Here is a 20,596-nt window from a genome sequence, read left to right as displayed (position 1 = left end):
AGCCCGGGCGTCAGGCACGACGGCGAGCCGGTTGGACCACCAGCCGTCCCACCCCCGGCAGCCCCGCCGAGGAGCGTCACCAGGGCGCTGGGCCGGCCGTGATCTCCAGCGGCGGATCCGTTCCCGGCCGATCGGATCCGGGGCTGGTCGAGAAGGCCCTTCCATACGATGATCGCTGCATGCCCTCATCCGCGTCCGCCGCTCTGACCGGATCGGCCCTCGCCGCCGTCCTGGTGGCCGTCCTGGTCGGCGGCTGCGCCGATCCGGCCGCCGATCGCGTGTCGCTCGTCGGCGCGACCCAGCCACCGGCGTCCCCGTCACCGCCGTCGCCGTCGGCCGCGGTGCGCCTGCCGCAGCCCGCGCAGACGACCTCGGGTCCCGTACGACACCCGTTCCCGCCGGCGACCTCCCTGGCCGACCCCCTGGCGACCGGAGCGCCCCTGGCGGCGACGGGCCGGCCGCGGTTCTTCGTCTCGGCGCGCGCTCCGCTCACCCACTTCCCCGGCAGGACCAAGACCGCTGTCTTCACCCCGGTGCCGCCCGCCGTGCACGACGCGGAGACCGGGGCGTTCGTCGCGAACATCCCGCTGCCGCCCGGCATCGCCAGCTCCTGGCACCTGGTCGCCGCCGCCCGGGACAACCGCACGTTCGCCATCGCCGGCTGGACCGAACCGAAGGACCCGTACATCCGCTTCTTCCTGGTGCGCCTCGGGCAGGACGGACGGCCCGAGCAGCCGGTGGTCATCACGCAGACCGACCCCGACGAGCTGACGTCGGTCTACGACCTCTCCCTGAGCGCCGACGGCACCCGGCTGGCCTACGCCACGCCGCTCATCGGGGGCGGCGCCAAGCTCTCCGTGCTCGATGCCGCCACCGGCCGGCGCCGGGACTGGACGTCGACGTACTCGATGGTGACTGGTCTGTCGTGGGCCCCGGACGGCCGCTCGCTCGCGTACGTGCTGGGTGGCCGGGTCATCGGCCTGCTCGACCTCGCCCGCCCGGACACCGGCCTGGAGGGCGCGGCGTCCCGGATCATCAAGAACGGTGCGGGCGGCATGCCGATCGAGTCGACCGCCCACACCCCCGACGGCGGCGCGCTGATCTACGCGACCGGGCACACCGTCGAACGCATCGCCGTGTCGGGCGGGCCGGCGCAGGTCCTCGCCCGCCCGCAGCTGCCCCCGGGCGCCTCGCTGAGCCTGCGCTTCAGCGTCGACGGGACCGGCGAGCACCTCCTGTACGTGCACAAGTGGCACGCCTACCGGATCGACCTCGCCGGCGGCACGGCCACCTCGGTGCCGATCACCGTCGCCGAGCGGCCAGGCGAGGGCACCGCACCCCGCGCAGCCTGGTGACCCCGGCCGCCCGCTCGAAAGCCGTCAGAGCTGACCGCCTTTCCGAGTCGAACGGAGAGCGGTGCGTGACCCCATTCCGGATGCCGGCATGAGCGTCGTGGACCGGCTGGGCATGTCCTACGAGAGCGGGCCGGCACCGTGCAGGAACTGTTCGACCGCGGTCTCCACCAGCCCGTCGAGCAGCTCCGCCTTGACGATGTTGCCGTTGATGAGCGAGGCGATGCCCTGGAGCGTCGCGAACAGGACGATCCCGATCCGCTCGGGGTCGCCCGCCTGGAGCGCGCCCTGCTCCTGACCCTGCACGATCAGCTCGCTCATCAGCTTGAACGGCGCTTCGGCCGCCCTGACGATCCGCGTCGCGCCCGGCCGGTGCTTGCTGGTGTACATCAGCTCGAGGAGCGCGGCGTTCTCGGTGGCGAAGCGGGTGTAGGCCGTCATGGTGGCCCGCACGCGTGAGGGGAAGTCTTCGCCCGCGCCCGCCAATGCGCCGCGCAGCGCTGCGTCCAGCTGACCGAACCCGTCCTCGGCGAGCGCGTCGAGCAGCGCCTGCCGGTCGGGGAAATGCCGGCGCGGCGCCGCGTGGCTGACGCCGACCTCCCTGGCCAGATCACGCAGCGACAGCTGGTCCGCTCCGCGTTCCCGCAGGCCGCGCCCACCTCGTGCAGAAGGCGGCGGCCGCCCTTCTCGCGCAGAGCGACGACGACGGCGCCCTGCCCACGCTGTACGCGGCCGTGGCGCAGGTTCCGGGTGACAGCTACGCGGGCCCGAGCGGTTTCCTGGAGGGACGCGGCGCGCCGAAGCTGGTCGGTCGCTCGGCCAGGGCGCAGGACGCGGAGGTGGCACGCCGCCTGTGGGAGGTCTCCGAAAAGCTGACAGGAGTCGCCTTCCCCTGGAGCTCGCTCCGAGCCGCCTGATCTCTACCCGCACGGCGAGATCTGTCGGTGCGGCCTGGCATGCTCCCGGCCATGCGTCAACCACTCGCGCACCACCCCGAGGTGGAGTCGGCGGTCGAGGCCGCACTCGCCGCAGCAGGCTGGATCACACAGGCCGGCGACGACCGCCTCCGCCTGAGAGACCGGCTGTCCCGGGAGCGGGGGTACGCCCGGCGAGCCGCCGCGGTGTTTCTCGCCCAGGCCACGCTGGACGACCTCGCGAGCGAGCTGCACCTGGCACTGTCCGGCTCGGACGGATGGACCGCGGTGGAGGTCGCGGCGCTGTTCACCGTCATGCGGGAGCGGGAGATCCACTACCGCGACGAGGATTGGCTGGCACCGGCGCTGGAGCTGGCGGCGAGCCTCGACGACGAGGATCGGACCATGGTGTGGGCGCCCCTGAGGCCGCTGGTCGAAGCGGTGTCCACGAGCGGCATCGAGGCGGGGGCACGCCGACGGCTGTACAGCCTGATCGCACGCGTCTTCCGCACCGGACCCGAGGTGATGCCGCTCGCGGTCCTCGTGCCCTGCGACGAGTGGGCCATGGCGGTACGCGACCACCTCGGCGACGCACCGCCGGAGGATCTGGTGCGGCTCGTCGACCACCTCGCCGAGCTCAACGGGCCGCGGCCCACCAAGACCTGGCGCGGGCGGTGCCTGGAGCTGCTCCAGACCGACGGCGCGGGCGGCCTGGTGCGCGCCGCGGTGAACGCCTTCGGAAAGGTCAGCGAGGTCGACAGCCCCTGGGGCCCGGCCCAGCTGATCGTCTCCGACGCCAACACCGACGTGGCCAGGGGGTTCGTCTGGGCGGCCGCCCTGCTGCCGATGGACGACGCCGTGCCGGAGCTGGCGGAGCTCGCCCTGCGCACGTCGGGAGCGCACCGCGGCCTGCGGGAGGACCTGAAGCTCGCCGGAGCGGCGATCAACGCGCTGGGCGACTACCCCGGCCCCGTCGCCGTGCGGGCGCTGTGGCAGCTACGGCAGCGGATCAGGCATCGGGCGCTGCACAAGCAGATCGACACCGCCCTCGACGCCGCCGCCGCCCGCCTCGGCATCACCCCCGGCCAGATGCTGGAGCGCAACATCCCCGACCACGGGCTCGGGCCCGACGGGACGCTGACGCGCACCATCGACGGCTGGACCGCGGTGCTGGCCGTCGAGAACGCCAAGACCGCACGGCTCAGCTTCCGATCGCCGGACGGCGCCACGGTCCGCACCGTCCCCGCCGCGCTGAAGGAGACCGCCGAGCTCGAAGCGCTCAAGGCCGTGCTGAAGGAGATCCGCCAGACGCTGTCGGCCGAACGCACTCGCCTGGAGGAGCTCTTCACCACCGACCGGACGTGGCCGTACGAGGAGTGGGCCCGCCACTACCGCGACCACCCGATCACCGGCGCCGTGGCACGCGGGCTGATCTGGGCGGCCGACGGGCACAGCTTCCTGCCGGACGAGGCCGTGCCCGCGTCCGTGCCAGTCTCAGTGCCAGTCTCAGTGCCCGCCTCAGTGCCCGCCTCAGTGCCCGCCTCAGTGCCCGCCTCCGAGGTCCGGCTGTGGCACCCCGCACGCGCCACCCCGGAGGAGATCGCCGCCTGGCGGACGACGGTGACCGAGCGGCAGCTGCGGCAGCCGTTCAGGCAGGCCTTCCGCGAGATCTACCCGCTCACCCCCGCCGAGGAGAGCACCCGCGTCTACTCCAACCGCTTCGCCGCCCACATCGTCGACCATCCCCGCCTGTACGCGCTGCTCAAGGAGCGCCGCTGGCGGACGACCTGGCTGGGGCCCTTCGACGGCGGCTACACCGCGGAGGCGAACAAGGGGCTGGCCGAGGGCGCCTGGCAGGTCCGGTTCAGGTACGAGGCCGCGGGCGTGGAGGGCCACGAGGTGACCCTGGCCGCCACCGGCCAGGTCCGCTTCGACCGGCGGCAGGGGCGCGGCTTCGTACAGGCCGAACTGGCCGAGGTGCCGCCGCTGGTGTTCAGCGAGGCGATGCGGGACGTGGACCTCTTCGTGGCCGTCACCTCCATCGCCGCCGACCCGCAATGGCAGGACCGCGGCGAGGACGACCACCAGGCCTACTGGAGGCAGACCTCGGTCGGCCCGCTGCCCCCGTCGGCCGAGGTGCGCCGCGACGCGCTGGCGCGGCTGCTGCCCCGCACGGCCGTCGCCGACCGGCTCACCCTCACCGACCGGTTCCTCGTGGTCCGCGGCGACCTGCGCACCTACAAGATCCACCTGGGCAGCGCGAACATCCTCATGGAGCCCGACGGCGTCTACCTGTGCATCGTCCCGGCCCGCACACGCGACTCCCGGCGGTTCCTCCCCTTCGAGGAGGACGGCCCGCTTTCACTCATCCTCAGCAAGGCGTTACTGCTGGCCAACGACACCAAGATCACCGACGAGAGCATCCTCCGCCAGATCCGGGGAGCCCGCTGGTAGGCCGCCCCCCACGGGCCGGCGGCTCGGCCGGTGCAGGCCGGGGAGATCATGTGGGCTGCAGTTGTCATGCAAGCGACGCCTGATCAACTACCGGCATCGGAACGGACACGGCCGGCCCACCCGGGCCCGCCTATCAGCGTGAGGAAGAAGGATGGCATCGGTCGTCTTCGGGACACTCGCCGCAATCGCCTCGATCGTGGGTGTGGTGCTGTTCATCGTGTTGAGGCGGAAGCCGCACACCCGGGTCGGGGCGTATGTCAGCGCGACGTTCCTGTTCCTGGGCGCGGGGATGCTCACCATGGGCTCCATCTCGTTCGCCAGCCTGGAATCCGCCGCGCTGCAGACCTTCACACCGGAGGAGCGCGCGACGGCGATGCCGTGCAACGCGGTGGTCCTGGGGGCCGAGCAGACCAACAAGCACAACGGACGCTACATTTGGCTGTTGCGGCTCCGCGTGACCCCTCAGGCCGGCAGCCCGTACGAGATCGAGCGCACGGCCCGGCTCACCTCGTCCATGGGTGAACGCCTGGAGAAGGGGGACGTCGCCCTCTCCTGCCTGGTGGCCCCCGCCGACCACACCCGGATCGAGATCCCGGCCCTGGCCTGAGCCGTCCGAGCCGCACCCTTGCCGCCGGTGCAAGCGTCCGGCCGGTCGGCCCTGATCTTGGCGGCCTGGTTGGCGAGGTTCGCCGGCTCGCCCCGGTTCGTCGCGGCCGGCTGCCGGCTCTTGTCCTCCAGGGCCTCGGCGGAGCACGAGGTCCTGTCCGGCACTCCTACGCTCGTTCCCGCGACCGTCCCTCAGGATGATCGGCCGCCTCACCCGCAAGCGGCCCCAGCGAAAGCGTCCGGCACACGCTTCATGCGTGAGCGATGAGTTCGGGCGGCGGATCGGGTCTGCCCTGGCATGACTCGAATCATCGCTGACATCTCGGTCTCCCTCGACGGCTTCGTCACCGGGCCCGACCCCGGCCCGGACAACGGTCTGGGCACCGGCGGCGAGGCCCTGCACACCTGGGCGTTCTCCGACGACCCCGACGACCGCCGGATCCTGCGCGAGGCGACGGCCCGATCGGGCGCCGTCGTCCTCGGCCGCCGGCTCTTCGACGTGGTCGACGGGCCGTACGGCTGGAACGACGACTCCGGCTACGGCGCCGGCGAGGTCGGCAAGCCCGCGTTCGTCGTCGTGACGAGCTCGCCCCCGAAGTCGGTGCGGCTCACCGACCTCGACTGGACGTTCGTCACCACCGGTCTGCCCGACGCCGTCACCGCCGCCCGCGAGCGCGCCGCGGCGGCGTCGGCGCACCGCGGCGAGGACCTCGACGTCGTCCTCATGGGCGGCGGTGCCACGATCGGCTCGGCGCTCGCCGCCGGGCTGGTCGATGAGCTGACGCTGCACCTCGCGCCCGTCGTGCTGGGCGCCGGGACGCCACTGTTCACTGGCGGAGCGCCGCGCACGCTGGTGCAGCGAAGCGCGACCCCGACCTCGACCGCGACGCACCTGACCTACGACGTCTGCTGACGACGTCGTCGCGGAGCTTCACCTCGATCATGTCGCAGGGGGCCTCCGGAATCCCCCGAACGCGGGCGTCGCGGAGCCGGTGCACGACCTCGTAGCGGCCCTCGTCTTCGAAGCGCTCCTCACTCGCGGCGCTCTGGGGCGCTCAGGACGTCGGCGAGGTCGTCCATCGCCAGCCCCCGGCCAGCCCTCGCCTCGGGCGCCTTGATCGTCATCGGCTTGTCCCAGTTCCGGTACTGCGTGGCCAGCCGCGCCTGCGGGATCCGGTCGTCGCCGAGCCCCCGGACCTCGGGCCGCGGGTGCGCGTCGAAGCCCCAGAAGATCCGGTACGGCCATCCGCGGTCGTCGTACATGTACGTCCACGTCACTTCCGACGTCCCGAGAGCCGCGTTTCCCGCGGCCTCGCGGAAGCTGGGGGAGACGCGATAGAGCTCCTTGAGCGTGATCGTCCCGGTCAGGGAGTAGATCCGCTGCTTGCGTCCGGTCGTGCGGTCCTTGGTCCAGGGCATGACGCTCTTGCGGGTCTTGGTGGACAGCAGCGTGCGCAGCGTGGCCGGCTCCAGGACGTTGATGAACTGGTCGCCGTACGCGGCGGCGGCGCCACCGGCCCGGCCGGTGCGCACCCAGGACTTCGCCCGCGGCGCGAGCTGGTACAGCCAGCCGCCCACGCTGATCGTGCGCAGCGTGCCCTCCGTGGGGAGCACACCGGCGAAATAGGGGTCCTTCTCCGCCTCGTCCACCATGAGGTGCTTGTTGCCTATGCTCAGCCGCCGGATGTGCTCCGAGGCGATCACGCCGGCCCGCCCCAGCTTGACCTTGCCGGTTCCCCGAACTTCCATGCCGCTGGCGATGATGGTGCGCCTGCCGTGGCTCAGCTGCACCTCCCGCGTCACGTCCGTGGAGGCGCTGCCGTAGAACTCGGTGGTCGCGCCGGCGCCCCGGGCGAGCAGCGAACGCACTCCCGCCAGGGGGTCGGGTTCGGCGGCTCCGGCGTGAGCGGTGGCGGGGGTGGCGGTGACGAGGGCCAAGGCCACGATGAGGGGGTGCATGCCGTACATCCAGGGGGTGAGTGAAGATCAAGTGTGGACGGAGTGAATCTAGCGTGCGATCACGTCAATGGGCGTGACGGGGCGCTCGCCGCCCGCTGAGCCCGCACGTCGCGCCACCCACGCCCACGCTCACAGGCCGAACGTCGCGTAGGAGCCCTGGCCGCCCGCCGGCCATTCGGCCCTTCGCACCGGGGGCGAACCGGTCCCGCAGACCCCACGAACAGGCTCTCTCTCTGCCCCATGTCACAGAAGTGACCTGCTGTCTCGTCGCAGGAGAGACAGACCCTCTAACAGAGAGCGTGGACATGAACGAGCACACCCCACACCAGAAGGTCGCCATGGTCACCGGCGCGAACAAGGGGATCGGTCGCGCGGCCGCCGAGCAACTCGCCGCGCTGGGCATGACGGTCCTGATCGGAGCCAGGAACGCGCAGCTCGGCGAGGAGGCCGCCGCGGCGCTGCGCGCGACGGGGGCCGACGCCCACGCGGTCACCCTGGACGTCACCGACCAGGCCACCATCGAGGAGGCCGCGAGGTGGGTGGGGGAGCGCTTCGGCCACCTGGACGCGCTGATCAACAACGCCGGCATCACCGGCTCCGGGCAGGTTGCGCCCCAGGACGCCGTCGATCAGATCCCCAGCTCCGTCGATCTGGACATGGTCCGGGCGGTGTTCGAGACCAACGTCTTCGGGGTGATCGCGGTGACCAACGCGATGCTTCCGCTGCTGCGGCGCTCGCCGGCGCCGTGCATCGTCAACGTCAGCAGCGGCGCCGCGTCACTGGCCCTCAACAGCGACCCGGACGGCCCGCTGACGCGACTCCCGGCGTCCGCCGCCTACTCGCCCTCCAAGACCGCGCTCAACGCGCTGACCGTCCAGTACGCCAACGAGCTGCGCAAGGACGGCATCCGGGTCAACGCCGCCGCTCCCGGCTACGTCGCCACGGACATCAACAACCACAACGGGTTCCTCACCCCCGCACAGGGCGCCACGGTCCTGGTGCACCTGGCCACACTCGGCGCCGACGGGCCCACCGCCGGGTTCTTCAGCGCGGAGGGACCCGTGGCCTGGTAGGGGAGTGTCCTCGGTCCTGGGAGGCCCTCATCCGCTGGGCGGTCGGCAGGGCGTTCGCGGACTCATGCAAGACGATCAATGGGTGGAGACCTTCTCGCTGAAGGTCTTCTCCCACAGGTGACCGCCGCATCGGGCTATCGCGACTCTTATGCGCACGTGGCGGTGGCCGTCTACCTGCGGTGGCAGGGCCCGGCAGGGGTGGATCCGCAGCCGGTTCTCGAGCTCGGCGAGTCGGCCCTGAAGCGCACGCGGGATCGCCCGGAGACGCGGACGGCCCCGCGCTCTTGAGAGCGCGGGGCCTCGGGGGGTGTCCGGGTGTCGCTGTGATGGGGAAGGGGGAGGCGAGGGCCTTACTGTGTCGAGCCGAGCCGGACGGCGAAGGCCTGGACGCCGGTGGGGGCGTCCCAGGTGGCGCCGACGCCGACCAGGCCCCAGCCGCCGGAGCAGTCACCGGTGGCGTACAGGAACGCGGTGTCGGTGGTGTCGTTGGAGAAGCGGATCGCCCCGCCGGTCAGTTGCAGGCAGATGTCGCTGGGCGGTTCGGCGACCTGGAACGCCTGCCCGGCGGGGGTGACGTAGGTGTAGGTGCCCGAGGCCGCCTGCGCGGCCGGCGCGGTGAGGAGGACGGCGGCCAGCGGGGTGGTGAGGGCCACCGCCACCCTGCCCCTCGCGCACTGTGTGTATCGGCTCATGTACGAAAGGTAATCGCATGGTTGAGACCGGCACCATGCGTCATGCGATCTCGGCAACCCATGTATCTGCAGGTCCGCGTGGTCGCTCGGTCATGGGAACTTCGACGTCGCCGCGCCGTAGCGCGTATCCGCACGCCCCAGCCAGGCGCCGAGTCCCATCAACAAGACCCCGGCGAACGACACGAACAATCCCACGACGACGAATCGCCGGCTCATGAGCTCGTGGCGGTTGGGCGGGGCGGAGAGCACCGCGGCGGGGACGGCCCCGGTCGCGGTCATGACGCGGGCTCATGGCACCATCCGGCGCGCTCGGACAGAAAGGTGTCCACGGTGCGGACGGGCATCGGGGAAATGGAGGTGAGCAGCCGAAGCGGGAGTGTTCGTGCTGGTGGGCGGCCGATCGGGTGCTGGTGGTCAGGCCCGGCGCGCTGACCCGGGAAGACCTTCGGCCGGTCCGGCCCGCTCGATATCGAGGTGCGGCGAGCCTGCGGTTCGGGTGAAGATGGCCGCGTCTGGCTACGGGGGCCGGAACCCCGGAAGAGGAGCGTGCCATGAGCGCCATCGGATCCGCGGCCCCGGAGGTCCGGGTGGGCACGGGAAGGCTGCGCGGGCGGATCGAGGACGGCGTGGCCGTCTTCCGCGGCGTGCCGTTCGCGCGCCCGCCGGTGGGCGCCCTGCGGCTGGCCGCGCCGGTGCCGGCCGAGCCGTGGGACGGGGTGCGCGAGGCCGGCGCGTTCGGTCCGCCGCCGCCGCAGTCCAGGTTGCTCGGCACGTCCGGCGCCGACGGTACGGACGGCGACTGGCTGACCGCCAATGTGTGGTCCCCCGACCCGGGTGCTGCCCGGTTGCCGGTGATGGTGTGGATCCATGGCGGCGGTTACATGTACGGATGGTCCGGCGACCCGGTCTTCGACGGCCGCATGCTCGCCCGGGACGGCGTCGTCGTGGTCACCTTCAACTACCGCCTCTCCGCCGAGGGCTTCGGACACTTCCAGGGGGCACCGGCCAATCGCGGGTTACTGGACCAGGTGACCGCCCTGCGCTGGGTGCGCGACAACATCGCGGCCTTCGGCGGGGATCCGGACCGGGTCACCGTCTTCGGGGAGTCCGCCGGAGCCGGGAGCATCGCGGCGCTGATGGCGATGCCCATGGCCGCCGGTCTGTTCGGCAGGGCGATCGCGCAGAGCGTGCCGGGCCTGTTCTTCTCCGCTGAGCTGGCCGCCGACATCGCCGCCGCCGTGGCCGGTGAGCTGGGCCTGCCCCCGCTCGCCGACGAACTCGCCCGCCTGTCGCCGGAGCGACTGAACGACGCCGGGGACGCGGTGGCGGACAAGATGGCCGGCCGCCCGCAGTGGGGCCGGGCCGCGTACATCCAGTCGCCGTTCGCGCCGGTCGTGGACGGCGAGGTGCTGCCCGCGGTGCCGTGGCGGTCACTGGCGGACGGGGCCGCGCGCGATGTGGAGCTGATCGCAGGGCACACCCGCGACGAATACCGGCTGTTCATGGCCATCAGGGGCGACACCGGCCAGATCACCGCCGAGCGGGCCGCCACCGCGCTGCTGGAGCTCGCGCCGGACCCGGAGGCCTTCCGAGCCGCCTACCCGGAGGCCGACGAGGAGCGGCTGTACGAGCTGGTGCACTCCGACTGGTTGTTCCGGATGCCGTCCGTCCAGCTGGCCGAGGCCCACCAGGGGCGCGGCCGGACCCACCTGTACGAGCTGACCTGGCCGGCCCCCGGCATGGGCGGCGACGCCCTCGGCGCCTGTCATGGGCTCGGCCTGCCGCTGACGTTCGGCAACCTGACCGCCGGCGCGGCGGGACTGCTGCTCGGACAGGAGCCGTCACCGGCCGCGGCCGAGCTGTCGGCCCAGGTCCGCGCGGCCTGGATCGCCTTCGCCACGACCGGGGATCCCGGCTGGCCGGCGTACGAGCCGCAGAACCGGCATACCTGGATCATCGACACCGAGCCGGGCGCGACGGCGTACCCGGAAGAGACCTCCCGTGAGTTGTGGGCCGGGCACGCCTTCGACCCCCTCACCTTGCGGGCGCATCCGTAGCCGGCCACGGTGCGACCGTGATCAGCGGAGCGAGGTACCCCACCGGCACGCCACCGGCCTCCACCCAGGCGTGCGCGGCGAACGGCGGGCGCACCCGCACCCCCGAGCACCATGTCGGCCGCCACCCGCGCATACGGCACAGCGGGGGCGGTCGGCCAGGGCCCCGGCGGACGTCCTCGGCGGCGCCGGCGAGCGGGCGCACCGGCTCGGGGGAGGTCCACCAGCGGCGGTGCCGCGCGGTCGTCCCGTCGGGCTCGACGATCAGGTGGTGGCCGGGCGGGACGGCGGTCACGCCCGACCAGAGCGGCTCGGGCGGTCGCCGTACGCGGAGCCGCCGCCACAGCCGGCGCAGGCGTCGGCGATGCCTCACCCTGCCCGTGGTTGACCTCAACCGCAGTTGAGATTGCAGGATGGGCGATCGGGGGCCTGTCCTGCCATTGACCTCGAGGAGCATGCGCGTGCGCGTCTATCCCGGTTGCCGCTCAGCCCGGTTTCACGTGAGCACCGACGGTACCCGCGTGGACAACATCGTGCACTGGGCGAGCGAGGCGGGTTGACCGGGCTGCCTACCTACACCGCCCGCGAGGTCGGTCCCGGGCCGCAGCGCCTCGACTCCTGATCGCCGCAACCCCCGACAGCGACGATCACTGACAAAGGACCTGTATGAAGCTGGAGATATACGCCGATGTGCTGTGCCCGTGGTGCTACATCGGCAAGAGACGCCTGACGGCCGCGTTGGCGAGCCTCGCCGACCGCGACAGCGTGGAGATCGCCTGGCGCAGTTACGAGCTCGCCCCTGAGGAAGGCCGGGTCCCCGGTCCGACCGCCGCCGAGGCCATGGCCGGATGGTGGGGCGAGCAGGCACCTGCCCGAATCACCCTGATCCGGTCGCTGGGCGCCGCGGACGGCCTGGAGCTGAACCTGCATCTGGCCCGGCCGGTGAACACCTTCGACGCGCACCGGCTGTGCAAACTGGCCGCCGACCACGGCCGGGCCGACCAGGTGATGGAGCTGCTGCTGCACGCGTACCACACCGAAGGGCTCAACGTGGCCGACCCGCAGGTCCTGCGGCGCCTGGGCGGCGCGGCGGGCCTGGACGCCGATGAGGTGCACGCCGTCCTGGCCGGTGACGACTACGCCGACCAGGTACGGGCGGACCGGCTCCGCGCGGCCGAACTCGGCGTCACCGGCGTCCCCAGCCTGGTGGTCGACGGCCGGCCACCGGTCTCCGGGGTCCAGCCCGTCGCCGATCTGCGCCGGCTGCTGGAGCGCGACCCGACCGGCGCTCCGGGCGTTCCGGCCACCTCTGACCCGGCCGGCTGACACGTCACCCCTTCGTAACCCGACTTCTCCGAAAGGGATCACACCCGCGATGGACATCGGTATCGGATTGCCCGGTCATGGCCCCTGGAAAGACGGCAGGACCCTGGTGGAGTGGGCCCGCTGCGCGGAAGCGCGAGGCTTCTCCACCTTGAGCGTCAGCGACCGCCTGGCCTGGTCGACGCCGGAGCCGCTGACCACTCTCGCGGCCGCAGCGGGTGCCACCTCGCGCATCCGGCTCCTGACCAGCGTGCTGCTCGCGCCCTTGCGTACCAACCATGCGCTGTTCGCCAAGACCGTCACCACCCTGGATCAGCTCGCCGGGCCCGGCCGCCTGCAGGTGGGGCTGGCACCGGGCGCCCGAGAAGACGACTTCGTCCTCAGCCACGTCGACTACCGCACCAGAGGAAAGCAGTTCGACCAGCTCCTGGATCGGCTCGCGGCGGCCTCGGCACCCGGCGATTCCGGTGACCCTGTCGGCCCGCGGCCCGCCACGCCCGGAGGTCCGCCGCTGCTGTTCGGCGGCAACTCCAAGGCGACCCTGCGCCGCATCGCCTCCCATGGGACGGGATGGATCGCCGGGGACGCGACCGTCCAGGACGTGCAGGACTTCGCTCCCCAGATCCGGCAGGCGTGGGCCGAGGCCGGCCGGGCAGGGTCGCCGCGGCTGGTGGCATCGGTGATGTACGCACTCGGGCCTGATGCCGAGGCCGCGATCTCCGATGCCATCGGCTCCTACTACGCCTTCGCCGGCGAGGAGTACGCGCAGTACGGCATCTCCATCGCCCACACCGCACCGGAGCAGATCTCCGCCGCGATCGCCGACTTCGATCGGATCGGCTGCGATGAGCTGATCTTCATGGGCAACGATCCCGATCCCGCGCAGGTGGACCTCCTCGCCGACGTGATCGGTCTGGAGTAAGAGCCGGGTCGGCGATCGCACCCAGCCGATCATCGCGCGCTGGAGCAGCACTTCCTTTATCCGGATTTGTGCAGTCGTGAGGCGCGGCTCAGTGTCCGTCCCCCTGGCCGGGGCAGCCTGATTCGCCGTGGCCCGGCGCCGAGTGCCAGGGCGATGCAGTCGAGGGGATGACGATGTCGATGGGGAAGAAGAAGCCGGATCTGGTGAGCTTCATGTTCGCCGAGCAGCCGGACGGCAGCTACGTGACGTCCCTGCGGGGCCAGGCGGTGCTGCAGGAGCCGCTGCTGAACAAGGGCACGGCGTTCTCGCCGCAGGAGCGGGCCGAGCTGGGGCTGGAGGGCCTGCTGCCGCTGGCGGTGGAGACGCTGGAGGAGCAGGCGCGGCGGATGTACGCGCAGTACCGGGCACAACCGAGTGACCTGCTCAAGAACGTCTACCTGGAGGGGCTGCGGGACCGCAACGAGGTGCTCTACTACCGGCTGCTGAGCGATCACCTGCGCGAGATGCTGCCCATCGTGTACGACCCGACCGTCTCCGAGGCGATCAAGGCCTACAGCCACGAGTACCAGCGCCCCCGTGGCGTGTACCTGTCCATCGACGACCCGGGCGGGATCGAGCGGGCGTTCAGGAACCTCGGGCTGGGCCCGGACGACGTCGACCTGATCGTGGCCTCCGACGCCGAGGAGATTCTCGGCATCGGCGACTGGGGGGTGGGCGGCGGCACCGGCATCGCGACGGGCAAGCTGGCCGTCTACACGGCCGCCGCGGGCATCGACCCCGGCCGCGTCATCCCGGTCGCCCTGGACGTGGGCACCAACAACGAGGCCCTGCTGAACGACCCGGCCTACGTCGGCAACCGGCACGCCCGGGTACGCGGGCAGCGCTACGACGACTTCATCGACGCCTACGTCACCACGGCCACCCGGATGTTCCCCGGTGCCCTGCTGCACTGGGAGGACTTCGGCCCGTCCAACGCCCGCCGGATCCTGGAGAAGTACACCGGCAAGATCTGCACCTTCAACGACGACATGCAGGGCACCGGCGCGATCGTGCTGGCCGCCATGCTCAGCGCCGTCCGGGTGTCTCGGACCCCGATGCGGGAGCAGCGGATCGTCATCTTCGGGGCGGGCACCGCGGGCACCGGCATCGCCGACCAGCTGCGCGATGCGATGATGCGCGACGGCCTGGACCGCGAGACCGCCACCCGGCGGATCTGGCCGATCGACAAGCAGGGCCTGCTCACCGACGACATGACCGACCTGCGCGACTACCAGCTGCCGTACGCCCGCCCCCGGGACGAGGTCGCCGACTGGTCCCGCGACGAGCACGGCATCTCGCTGGCCGAGGTCGTCGCGCGCGTGAAGCCGACCATGCTGCTGGGCACCTCCACCGCCCACGGCGCGTTCACCGAGCAGATCGTGCGGACGATGGCGGCGGGTGTGGACCGCCCGATCATCTTCCCGATCTCGAACCCGACCGAGCGCATCGAGGCCATGCCGGCCGACCTGATCCGCTGGAGTGACGGCCGGGCTCTGATCGCCACCGGCGTCCCGATCGAGCCGATCACGTACAACGGCGTCACGTACGTCATCGGCCAGGCCAACAACGCCCTGCTCTACCCGGGGCTGGGGCTGGGCGTGGTGGTCGCGCGGGCCCGCCGGGTCAGCCCCGGCATGTTCCAGGCCGCCGCCGAGGCCGTCGGGAACATGGTCGACGTGTCCGCCCCGGGCGCGTCGCTGCTGCCTCAGGTGGACAACCTGCGCGCGGTCTCCGCCACCGTGGCCGTGGCCGTCGCGAACCGGGCGGCCGAGGAGCACCTGGCCCGCGTCGATCTGCGTGACACCGTCCAGCAGGTTCAGGACGCCATGTGGCAGCCCACGTACCGCCCCGTCCACGGGAACGGGCAGTGAGCGCGCCGCAGGTCCGCGATGTGCCGATCGGGCTGCGGGCCGGCGGCACCCGGACCGAGAGCGACTCGCTCGGCCAGGTGAACGTTCCCGCGGATCATTACTGGGGTGCGCAGACCCAGCGGTCGCTGATCCACTTCAGCATCGGCGACGATCGCATGCCCAAGGACGTCTACCGCGCCTACGGCTACATCAAGAAGGCCGCCGCGATCGTCAACGCCCGCGCCGGCCGGTTGCCCCGGTGGCAGGCCGACCTGATTGTCCGGGTTGCCGACGAGGTCGTCGATGGTGAGTTGGACAGCGAGTTCCCGCTGTACGTGTGGCAGACGGGCTCGGGGACCCAGTCGAACATGAACGTCAACGAGGTGATCTCCAACCGGGCGATCCAGCTCGTCGGCGGACGGCTGGGCAGCAAGGATCCCGTGCATCCGAACGACCACGTGAACATGGGCCAGTCGTCCAACGACACCTTCATCACCGCCATGCACCTCGCCGCCGTGGCAGCCATCGACGACCACGTGCTGCCTGCCGCCGCCCGGTTGCGCGACAGCGCTCAGGCCAAGAGCCGGCAGTGGCAGCACGAGGTCAAGATCGGGCGTACGCATCTCGAGGACGCCACGCCGCTGACCGTCGGCCAGGAGTGGTCGGGGTACGTCGCCCAGCTCGGCGACGCCATCGACCATCTCGAACGCACCCGTAGCGGGTTGTACCGGCTGGCCATCGGTGGCACCGCGGTCGGCACCGGGCTGAACGCGCCGCCGAGGTTCGGGGAGGAGGTGGCCGAGGAGCTCGCCGGGCTCACCGGGCGGCCCTTCGTCAGCGCGTCCAACACGTTCGCCGCCCAGGCCTCCTGCGACGAGCTGGTACGGGCCTCGTCGGCGTTGCGTGCCCTGGCGGTGCCGCTGTTCAAGTTCGCCAACGACCTGCGCTGGCTCGGCTCCGGGCCGCGTACCGGCTTGCACGAGCTGATCCTGCCGGCCAACGAGCCGGGTTCGTCGATCATGCCGGGCAAGGTCAACCCGACCCAGGCCGAGGCCATGCTGATGGTGGCCATCCAGGTGGCCGGCAACGACACCGCGGTGTCGATGGCGGGGGCCGAGGGCAATTTCGAGCTGAACGCCTTCCGCCCGGTCATCATCAAGAACGTCCTGCACTCGGCGCGCATCTTGGCCGACATGATGGATCACTTCCGCACGTACCTGGTCGAAGGGGTCGAGCTCAACAACGAACGGCTGCGCCACAACATCGACCGTTCGATCATGATGGTGACCGCGCTCAGCCCGGTGGTGGGCTATGACCAGGCCGCACGCATCGCCCATCACGCGCTGGACAACGACCTTCCGCTCAGGGACGCCGCGATCGACTGCGGGGTCTCGGCCGACCTCTACGAGAGGATCGTCAACCCCGAAAGCCTCACCAGGCCCGGGGTGCCCACCGCGGACGGCAGCACGCGACCCTGAGGCTGTCCCCCTGCCAGGCGGGAAGGCGGCGGTGTCGTCGGCGACCCGGCCGGAGCCGGCGGGGCCGGGGGTCCAGCTTGGGGGGTTCTGTCAGACCCTGCCGGCGAGCGCGTACCGCCTGGGCCGACGGAGCCCCGTTCAGTCGCCTACAATGCGGAACGCCACTCCGATTCGCAAAAGGGGCCACGCCGCATGACGAAGCCTCCGGCCGGGGAACCGGCTCCCCGCCCCGCACGACGCGACGTCCAGCGCAACCTGGACGCCCTGCTGACCGCTGCCGCCGAAGTGTTCGCCGCGGAGGGCGTGGACGCACCCGTACGGCGGATCACCGAAAAGGCCGGGCTGGGGGCGGGCACGCTCTACCGGCACTTCCCGCAGCGCTCGGACCTCATCGTCGCCGTCTTCCGCCGGGAGGCCGACGCCTGCATCGACGCTGCCGCCGCCCTGTCGGCACAGTACGAACCCGTCGAGGCCCTCACCCGCTGGCTCCAGCGCCTGACCCGGTTCATCGCCACCAAACGCGGCCTCAAAGCCGCCCTGCACTCCGGCGACCCCGCCTATGAAAACCTGCCCGCCTACTTCATGCAGCGTTTCCTCCCGGCCATCGAGCGACTGCTGGACGCCGCCGCCGCGTCCGGGGACATCCGAGCCGACATCACCCCGTACGACCTGCTGCGCACCATGGCCAACATCGTCGACCCCGACGACGACGCCTACACCCAGCGCATGATCACCCTGCTGGTCGACGGCCTGCGCTACCGGACCGGCGCGACGGGCCGGTAGGGGGCAGGGACCTCAGCGCAGCACCAGGAGGTCGAGCCAGTTGGTCCTGGTCCCCGGGCTGGATGTCTGCTCGGCCTCCTGCACGGCGCGGCGCAGCCGTTCCTTGCCCTGCAGGAACTCCTCCTCGGTGAGGCCGCGCATGATGGTGTCGGAGCGGCGGAAGACGTCCACCCGGGCCAGGAAGTCGGCAAGGCTGGTCAGCGTCTCGGGGACCGGTTCGAGCGCGTCGCGGCGGAACCCCGCGGTGGCGAACGCCTGGCACGTCCGCTCGACGGTGGGGAAGGTGTCGGTGGTCCGGGTGGTCTGGGGAAAGAACCCCCAGGGAAAGGTGCTGGTCGTGTCGGCCCTGCCCGGAAAACCCTGCCGGATCAGAACGGGAGCGCCCGGGCGCAGAACGCGGCGGATCTCTCGCGCGGCGGCTTCCAAATCGGGGATGTGGTGGATCATGAGGGACAGCCAGGCGCCGTCCGCCGAGCCGTCCGGGAGCGGGAGGGCGCCGGCGTCGCCCTCCAGCACCTGGATGCCCGGGCGGCGCGGGATCTGGGCCCGCATCGCCGCCGACGGTTCGACGGCGAGGATGTTGAGGTCGAACCAGTCGCTGAGGGCGGCGGCGAACATCCCGGTCCCCGCGCCGATGTCGGCCAGGGTCATCCCGGGCGACGGGTCGAGGTGACGTCGTATCGCTTCACGCCATTCCCCGAGCCCGTCTCGGGGGATCTCGCGAACCGCCTTGTACGCCGCCGCGGTCTGGTCGTCGTAGGTGATCCTGGCCATGTCGCGCCTCCTGATCGAGACTGCTTCGAGATCGCTGGGTCGTCGTTCAGTCCGTGTATCGGCCGCTCCCACCTCGGCACGACACCGCGGCTCATCCGCGCCCGGCGGGCCACGCCGAACCTGGACACCGTCAACGCCCTGACCGACTCGATGCTCTCGGCGAGCTGACGGTGATCGCGGGCGGTGGTGAGATCATCGCTCCTCTTGTCGCGTATAGCAATTATTATCTGCGATACTGACCTCATCAAGCAGTACGAACGCCTCGCCTGACGCAGGCCGGCTCGGCATGCTCGTCCGCGATGGCGGCCTGAGGGGAGGGACGTGGGTGAGAGTCATCGCCCGGATCGCGGCGGATCGCCTCCGCTGCCCGCCGCGGCAAGTGCTTACCTGGCCACCCTGTCCGGTCCCGAGCAGCGCAACACCCAGCGTGCCTACCGCTCCACCCTGCGCGCCCTGACCGCCGCGTTCGCCCCGCCCGGCACGCACTTCCCCCTCACCGGGCTCGACGACGAGGAGAACGTCGAACGTCTCACCACGTGGTTCGCCCACCAGTGGAGTGGCCGGGCAGCCGCGACCTTCAACCGGCACCTGGACGCGCTCCGCTCCGCGGTGACCTTCTGGATGGACCAGGGCTGGCTGACCGCCGATCCGACCCGGCGGCTGCGCCGGCGCGGCCGCGCCCCCGGCCGTACCCGCGCGCTGTCGGTCGCCGACATCGAGGCGTTGCTCGAACTGGACGCGCCGCTCCGCGAGCGGACGCTGTGGACGATGCTGTACGAGACCGCCGCCCGCGCCGTCGAAGTGCTCGGCCTGGACATCGAGGACCTGGACCGGCGCGACCGACGCGCCAGGGTCACCCGCAGGGGCAGCGCGGTCGACGTCATCGTCTGGCAGACCCGCACCGCCCGGCTCCTGTCCAAGCTGCTCGCCGGCCGCAGCAAAGGGCCGGTGTTCCTCACCGAGCGGCGCGCCCGCGTCCCCCTCGCCGCCGGCGACCTCGACCCGGTCAGCGGCCGGGCCCGGCTGTCCTATCGACGCGCTGAGGAGATCTTCAACGAGCTGACCAAACCGCTGGCCCGCCCCGACATCACAGCTCCGGCGGAGCTCGCCGCCGCACCCGGATGGACGCTGCACGACCTGCGCAACTCCGCGCTCACCCACGCCGCCGAGAACGGCGCCCACACCGGCACCCTCCTGGCCTACTCGGGCCACGCCTCCGTCGCAGGCCTCGCCCGCTACACCCGCGTCTCATCCGACGCCCTCACCCGGTGGCAAGAACGCCGCGACCCCCACCGCCGAGCCTGACCGGACCTGGCCCCGTTCCCGAGGACCGCATCCGCCACGAAGCGGTCTTCGCACCCTTCGGTGATCTCCAGAAATTCGGGTGCGCCATGGGTGCGGCCGGGTGTTCCATGAACCAGATGATCGATGAACCGCTGGCACGACTCCGCGCCGCCGCCCGGCGCACCCGTGAACTGGCCCTGAACCGGGCGGGCACCGGCCTGGGCCACCAGGACGCCGACGACGACGTCGGCACGATCGGCACGGACGGTGCCCTCGGGTTCGACCCGTTCCCGCTGCTCGAAGCCCTCCATCGCAACGGCGTCCGAGCCGTCGTGATCGGGCAGGTGGCCGGCATCATGCATGGATCCACCGAACTGACCGGCGATCTGGACCTGCTCTGGGACGGCGCCCCCGCTCACGCCCCCGCCCTGGCGGCCGCCTTCGCCTCCGTCAACGCCCGGCTGATCGACGAAGAGGGCAACCCCGTAGCGACGCACCCGGATTCCCTTCTCCGCCTCAAAGTGGAGTTCACCTCGCCCGGAGCCGCCGGCGACTGCTGCACCCCGGCGCTTGCCTGGGGCAACCTGCAAGTCCGGGAGTGCCTCGACCGCGCGATCACCGCAGTCGACCCGGGCGGCCTGGAAGTTCGCTACGTCTCCCGAGATGACCTGATCCGGATGCGCCGCGCCATAGGCCGCCCCAAGGACCTCCGGCGAGCAGACGAACTGGACTCGTCGGCCTCGGATCGCCGAGGTCCACGACTCGCCTCCCACGCGCCATGAGCCAGATGTCGGGCCGGCGGTCAGTCCATCAGAGGCATGCGCAGCACCAGGCAGGTTCCCTGGCCGGGGTCTTCGATGGTCAGTGAGCCGTGGTGGGCGTGGGCGATCTCGCGGCAGATGGCCAGGCCCAGGCCGGTGCCTTTCGGGTCGCGCTGGCGTGACTCCGGGAGCCGGGCGAAGCGTTCGAAGATGATCTCGCGGTGTTCGGGGGCGATGCCGGCGCCGTCGTCGAAGACCGCCAAGATGGCGGTGTCGTC

21 protein-coding genes and 1 pseudogene are annotated in these 20,596 nt (G+C 71.6%); 14 read left to right on the top strand and 8 right to left on the bottom strand.

The annotated features are described in order from the left end of the window. Positions 1-179 precede the first annotated feature (179 nt). On the top strand, positions 180-1,355 hold the full coding sequence (locus AB0J69_RS51595) for a hypothetical protein (RefSeq protein ID WP_364134107.1): 1,176 nt from the start codon (positions 180-182) through the stop codon (positions 1,353-1,355). A gap of 117 nt (positions 1,356-1,472) precedes the next feature. Here the strand turns inward: AB0J69_RS51595 and AB0J69_RS51590 are convergent, their stop codons facing one another. Together AB0J69_RS51590 and AB0J69_RS51585 are read right to left on the bottom strand one after the other, a co-directional pair. Beyond that, positions 1,473-1,805 (bottom strand): TetR-like C-terminal domain-containing protein, encoded by a 333-nt coding sequence (locus AB0J69_RS51590; protein ID WP_364134203.1) that lies wholly within the window; start codon positions 1,803-1,805, stop codon positions 1,473-1,475. A 90-nt stretch (positions 1,806-1,895) separates the two neighbouring features. Further along, a pseudogene (locus AB0J69_RS51585) lies at positions 1,896-2,000 on the bottom strand (TetR family transcriptional regulator); the annotation flags it as partial. Positions 2,001-2,014: 14 nt separating this feature from the next. Here AB0J69_RS51585 and AB0J69_RS51580 point away from each other — a divergent pair. The 4 genes from AB0J69_RS51580 (at position 2,015) to AB0J69_RS51565 (ending at position 6,239) form a co-directional block, all read left to right on the top strand. Beyond that, positions 2,015-2,269 (top strand): hypothetical protein, encoded by a 255-nt coding sequence (locus AB0J69_RS51580; RefSeq protein WP_364134206.1) that lies wholly within the window; start codon positions 2,015-2,017, stop codon positions 2,267-2,269. A gap of 51 nt (positions 2,270-2,320) precedes the next feature. Then, positions 2,321-4,720 carry a DUF4132 domain-containing protein gene (locus tag AB0J69_RS51575; protein ID WP_364134104.1) on the top strand — a complete coding sequence of 800 codons (2,400 nt, stop codon included), beginning with the start codon at positions 2,321-2,323 and terminating at the stop codon, positions 4,718-4,720. A gap of 151 nt (positions 4,721-4,871) precedes the next feature. Continuing rightward, complete coding sequence (locus tag AB0J69_RS51570; RefSeq protein WP_364134101.1) at positions 4,872-5,327, top strand: hypothetical protein; 456 nt, start codon at positions 4,872-4,874, stop codon at positions 5,325-5,327. A 297-nt stretch (positions 5,328-5,624) separates the two neighbouring features. Next, positions 5,625-6,239: a dihydrofolate reductase family protein gene (locus tag AB0J69_RS51565; RefSeq protein ID WP_364134098.1), complete on the top strand. Its 615-nt coding sequence runs from the start codon at positions 5,625-5,627 to the stop codon at positions 6,237-6,239. 119 nt (positions 6,240-6,358) lie between these two features. Here the strand turns inward: AB0J69_RS51565 and AB0J69_RS51560 are convergent, their stop codons facing one another. After that, complete coding sequence (locus tag AB0J69_RS51560; protein WP_364134095.1) at positions 6,359-7,285, bottom strand: hypothetical protein; 927 nt, start codon at positions 7,283-7,285, stop codon at positions 6,359-6,361. 305 nt (positions 7,286-7,590) lie between these two features. On the opposite strand from AB0J69_RS51560, the gene AB0J69_RS51555 reads away from it, so the two are divergent. Next, a complete protein-coding gene (locus AB0J69_RS51555) occupies positions 7,591-8,358 on the top strand; it encodes an SDR family NAD(P)-dependent oxidoreductase (RefSeq protein ID WP_364134092.1) in 768 nt (255 codons plus the stop codon). A 350-nt stretch (positions 8,359-8,708) separates the two neighbouring features. Here AB0J69_RS51555 and AB0J69_RS51550 read toward each other — a convergent pair whose 3' ends face one another. Both AB0J69_RS51550 and AB0J69_RS51545 read right to left on the bottom strand, forming a co-directional pair. Next, entirely contained in the window at positions 8,709-9,050 is a 342-nt protein-coding gene (locus tag AB0J69_RS51550; protein ID WP_364134089.1) for a hypothetical protein, read from the bottom strand. A gap of 90 nt (positions 9,051-9,140) precedes the next feature. Continuing rightward, positions 9,141-9,329, bottom strand: a complete 189-nt coding sequence (locus tag AB0J69_RS51545; protein ID WP_364134086.1) for a hypothetical protein — start codon at positions 9,327-9,329, stop codon at positions 9,141-9,143. 272 nt (positions 9,330-9,601) lie between these two features. Here AB0J69_RS51545 and AB0J69_RS51540 point away from each other — a divergent pair, with 272 nt between their 5' ends. Then, the gene (locus AB0J69_RS51540) at positions 9,602-11,107 is read left to right on the top strand and encodes a carboxylesterase family protein (protein ID WP_364134083.1); all 1,506 of its coding nucleotides are present in this window, start codon (positions 9,602-9,604) and stop codon (positions 11,105-11,107) included. Here the strand turns inward: AB0J69_RS51540 and AB0J69_RS51535 are convergent. Then, positions 11,085-11,477 carry a lasso peptide biosynthesis B2 protein gene (locus AB0J69_RS51535; RefSeq protein ID WP_364134080.1) on the bottom strand — a complete coding sequence of 131 codons (393 nt, stop codon included), beginning with the start codon at positions 11,475-11,477 and terminating at the stop codon, positions 11,085-11,087. The two genes, AB0J69_RS51540 and AB0J69_RS51535, sit on opposite strands and share 23 nt — an antisense overlap. A gap of 293 nt (positions 11,478-11,770) precedes the next feature. Between AB0J69_RS51535 and AB0J69_RS51530 the strand changes: the two genes are divergently transcribed. From AB0J69_RS51530 to AB0J69_RS51510, 5 genes are all read left to right on the top strand, one after another. Beyond that, positions 11,771-12,430 (top strand): DsbA family oxidoreductase, encoded by a 660-nt coding sequence (locus tag AB0J69_RS51530; RefSeq protein WP_364134078.1) that lies wholly within the window; start codon positions 11,771-11,773, stop codon positions 12,428-12,430. A 49-nt stretch (positions 12,431-12,479) separates the two neighbouring features. Next, positions 12,480-13,349, top strand: coding sequence for an LLM class flavin-dependent oxidoreductase (locus AB0J69_RS51525; RefSeq protein WP_364134075.1), 870 nt, complete (start codon positions 12,480-12,482; stop codon positions 13,347-13,349). Between the two features lie 167 nt (positions 13,350-13,516). Further along, positions 13,517-15,259 carry an NAD-dependent malic enzyme gene (locus tag AB0J69_RS51520; protein WP_364134072.1) on the top strand — a complete coding sequence of 581 codons (1,743 nt, stop codon included), beginning with the start codon at positions 13,517-13,519 and terminating at the stop codon, positions 15,257-15,259. Further along, the gene (locus AB0J69_RS51515) at positions 15,256-16,716 is read left to right on the top strand and encodes a class II fumarate hydratase (protein ID WP_364134070.1); all 1,461 of its coding nucleotides are present in this window, start codon (positions 15,256-15,258) and stop codon (positions 16,714-16,716) included. The genes AB0J69_RS51520 and AB0J69_RS51515 overlap by 4 nt, the downstream gene beginning before the upstream one ends. Positions 16,717-16,908: 192 nt before the next feature. Beyond that, complete coding sequence (locus AB0J69_RS51510; protein WP_364134067.1) at positions 16,909-17,499, top strand: helix-turn-helix domain-containing protein; 591 nt, start codon at positions 16,909-16,911, stop codon at positions 17,497-17,499. A 12-nt stretch (positions 17,500-17,511) separates the two neighbouring features. Here the strand turns inward: AB0J69_RS51510 and AB0J69_RS51505 are convergent, their stop codons facing one another. Further along, positions 17,512-18,273 (bottom strand): class I SAM-dependent methyltransferase, encoded by a 762-nt coding sequence (locus AB0J69_RS51505; protein WP_364134064.1) that lies wholly within the window; start codon positions 18,271-18,273, stop codon positions 17,512-17,514. 321 nt (positions 18,274-18,594) lie between these two features. Here AB0J69_RS51505 and AB0J69_RS51500 point away from each other — a divergent pair, with 321 nt between their 5' ends. Next, on the top strand, positions 18,595-19,578 hold the full coding sequence (locus AB0J69_RS51500) for a site-specific integrase (RefSeq protein WP_364134061.1): 984 nt from the start codon (positions 18,595-18,597) through the stop codon (positions 19,576-19,578). 116 nt (positions 19,579-19,694) lie between these two features. Beyond that, positions 19,695-20,339, top strand: a complete 645-nt coding sequence (locus AB0J69_RS51495) for a hypothetical protein (RefSeq protein ID WP_364134058.1) — start codon at positions 19,695-19,697, stop codon at positions 20,337-20,339. A 20-nt stretch (positions 20,340-20,359) separates the two neighbouring features. On the opposite strand, the gene AB0J69_RS51490 is transcribed toward AB0J69_RS51495, so the two are convergent. Next, positions 20,360-20,596 (bottom strand): sensor histidine kinase (locus tag AB0J69_RS51490; RefSeq protein WP_364134055.1); only part of this gene is annotated, 237 nt, incomplete at its 5' end.

This window comes from Nonomuraea sp. NPDC049709, from assembly GCF_040674815.1.
In the GTDB taxonomy this organism is placed as follows: Bacteria; Actinomycetota; Actinomycetes; order Streptosporangiales; family Streptosporangiaceae; genus Nonomuraea.
The sequence above is the reverse complement of the archived record's forward strand: the minus strand, read 5'-3'. Positions and strand labels throughout refer to the sequence as shown.